The following is a 2472-nucleotide window of genomic DNA, read 5'->3' as shown; positions in this document are numbered from 1 at the left end:
GGACTGGCTTGCCAATCAGCCACAGCAAGCCAATTCATGAACTCGGCTATGGGGTACGGATTCCGGGGGCAAGGTCACGCAGGCTCGGATTGTTTTGTCAGGCGTCCAGCGATAAGGCAACAGCTCAGCGATTCGGCTGGCTGGATGCGTTGGGTGCTTGGCAAGCATGGCAAGCACGTCGCGCAGGTACGCATATGGATGGAGTTTGTCGAGACGCGCCGAGTACCAGCAGGCTCATCACCGAGGCTGCTCTCCTACCGACATGCAGACTCCCTGCGAACAGCAGTTTAAGCGGCCGAGCGCGATCGGTCGAACCGTCGAACCTGGTTCTCTAACCAGTTGTTGTCGGGCGGCAGGTCCCCATCGTCGATGTAGCGCATCAGCGCCGACCAGCAGTTCAAGCTGTAGTCGCGCCCTAGCCGTCGCCGAGCCAGCCGGCACGCGCAATCAATGTGCGATCAGCCATTCGTGCATCTCATCGTTGACTCGGCTGATATTTAAAGCGATCAAGCTGGCAAGAAATGAAGCATCGCTCGTTGAACGTTTGCCATATTTCCCAGACTGCTAGTAGATGGGACCATATCCCATAGCCGACAACACCAGGATAGGAAAAAGATGCTCAGGGCGCGAAAGATCACACCTAAGATGCCTACCCGTTAGCGCAGTCTTCGAGACCTTTACCTTTAATGCTATGAGTCACTGCCTTGTTGAGGCGACGGCTTTGTACTCGGGCGTCATGATTTTTATACCGTTCAAACTTAAGCACGCGGCTTGAAGAATGATGTCCCGTACCTATGCGACCACTGCTTTCGCATTTGCCATTTTTTTTGTGGAATGGATCGCTAAAACATTGCACACAAACCTTATCCCGCTGTTTCTCGCATTCACACGAGCCACAAAGTATTGAATCACAAACATCCCCGCCGTGACGCAAAGCGCCAGCGAGGTTACGCCTACAAAGTGCAGACCGACTGGCACCAGCACGATGAGTGGGATGGACATGGCGGCCATGTCTCGGCAAAGCAGGTACATCTTGTGAGCCTCCGTGACTGCCCCATCCTTCTCGACCATCCGATAAAGCTTGAACCACTTCTTGTTTTGCTCGGATGGATCCGTGGGAAGCTCGCCGACGTTCTTTTTGAGCGCCGCCATATCGATCCGTACATCGGTGGGCGCGTACCGCGTGAACGCTTCCGCCCCGGGCAAAGGATTCTTGATTCTCCAAAACACCAACTGAGCTTTGATGTCATGACTGAGCATGCCAGCGAGAAGGAGCACAACAACCGGAAGCACCGATGTGATGAGGCCACGCACAACGGCGAGTCGCTTTATCTCTCCGTTCTCGATGACTTCGGGAAACACAAACACCAGCACGATCAGCACGTCGAGCGCCGCGAGCATCACCAACCACTTGATGTTTTGGGCTTTAAGTGAACTTTCCGCCTTCATCCTCGGTACTCCGTGTTCACGTTGAAGTTGTTGTCTCCAACAGTGAACTCGATCCATCCATCCTTGCGAGTCGTGAGCACACGGCGTCGAAGACCGGATGACGCCACGAAGATTCCATCCGGGTGGTGTACTTGCACTTCGCCTCGATAGACCCCGGTCATGTTTTGCGTGCTGTGAACGATTGCTTTGTCTGACATCACCACGGCACGTGGATGGCAGTAGTCGAACAACTCTTCGCAGTACCCGTTTTCACGACCGTGGTGGGATGCGACCAAGATCGTCACACCCTTCAGTTCTTCGCAGAAGTCTTCCCGTTGCAGTAGTGCTGTCCATCCGTCTTCTTCAAGATCACCGGGGAACAATATCTTAAAGTCGTCGAACTTGATGAAGGTCGCCAAACTCAAGTTGTTGGTGTCTTGGAACTGAGGATAGGTATTGGAGAACGTGGTCTTGGTGATTCCACCCATGTAAGTGTTAAACGGCTGCGAGACGGTAGCCGTGTAGCTCTCGTGAATTTTTAGATACCGCTCAATGTCGCTCGTTGTACCGTGCACACTCTTGATCGCGCGCAGCACATCCGGTGGAGGATGGCGGTTGCGCGAAAGCGTTTTAACGTCGATCCCCGCTTGCCATAATCCATCTAGATCACTCATGTGGTCTTGGTCAGCGTTTGTGATGATGAGGTAGTCAAGCTGGGTACGACCGAGAACGTTTTTGATATGTTCGCTTGGCTTCCAATCAGACGTATCTCCGGAGTCGATCATCGCCAAGCGGCCGGCGACTCCGTTTTGGTGGTGGGCAAGCATCGCGCATGCCCCGTGTTCGACGTCCCAGATCCTCAGCACCATTTGCCCCGGCATACCTTCTCCTCGTTTTTTTGTTGGGTGAGATTTTTGCATGCCGAAGTGCTGCCGTAGCATCAGCGGCATGGCGCCAACAAAATGAGTCGCCCCGGGATTCGTGGAGGCTGATTGGTTTAAGTCAGGCCGCCACCGTGGTGGCTTGACTGGCGAGTTGCCGGTA

2 protein-coding genes and 1 pseudogene are annotated in these 2472 nt (G+C 54.0%); all 3 read right to left on the bottom strand.

Features of this window, described 5'->3' with window-relative positions:
• Window positions 1-99: 99 nt before the first annotated feature.
• A pseudogene (locus QN413_RS26875) lies at window positions 100-471 on the bottom strand (IS66 family transposase); the annotation flags it as partial.
• A 321-nt stretch (window positions 472-792) separates the two neighbouring features.
• Entirely contained in the window at window positions 793-1449 is a 657-nt protein-coding gene (locus QN413_RS26870; protein ID WP_323499615.1) for a hypothetical protein, read from the bottom strand.
• On the bottom strand, window positions 1446-2472 hold a 1027-nt coding region (locus tag QN413_RS26865; protein ID WP_323499614.1), incomplete at its 5' end, for a hypothetical protein. The genes QN413_RS26870 and QN413_RS26865, both read right to left, overlap by 4 nt.

The organism is Variovorax sp. LG9.2 (genome assembly GCF_035018885.1).
In the GTDB taxonomy this organism is placed as follows: domain Bacteria; phylum Pseudomonadota; class Gammaproteobacteria; order Burkholderiales; family Burkholderiaceae_C; genus Variovorax.
This window is presented reverse-complemented; position numbering and strand designations above follow the sequence as displayed.

What these genes read in the sequence shown, in the direction of transcription:
- QN413_RS26870 (WP_323499615.1), bottom strand. Translation starts at nt 1,449, where the DNA reads ATGAAGGCGGAAAGTTCACTTAAAGCCCAAAACATCAAGTGGTTGGTG.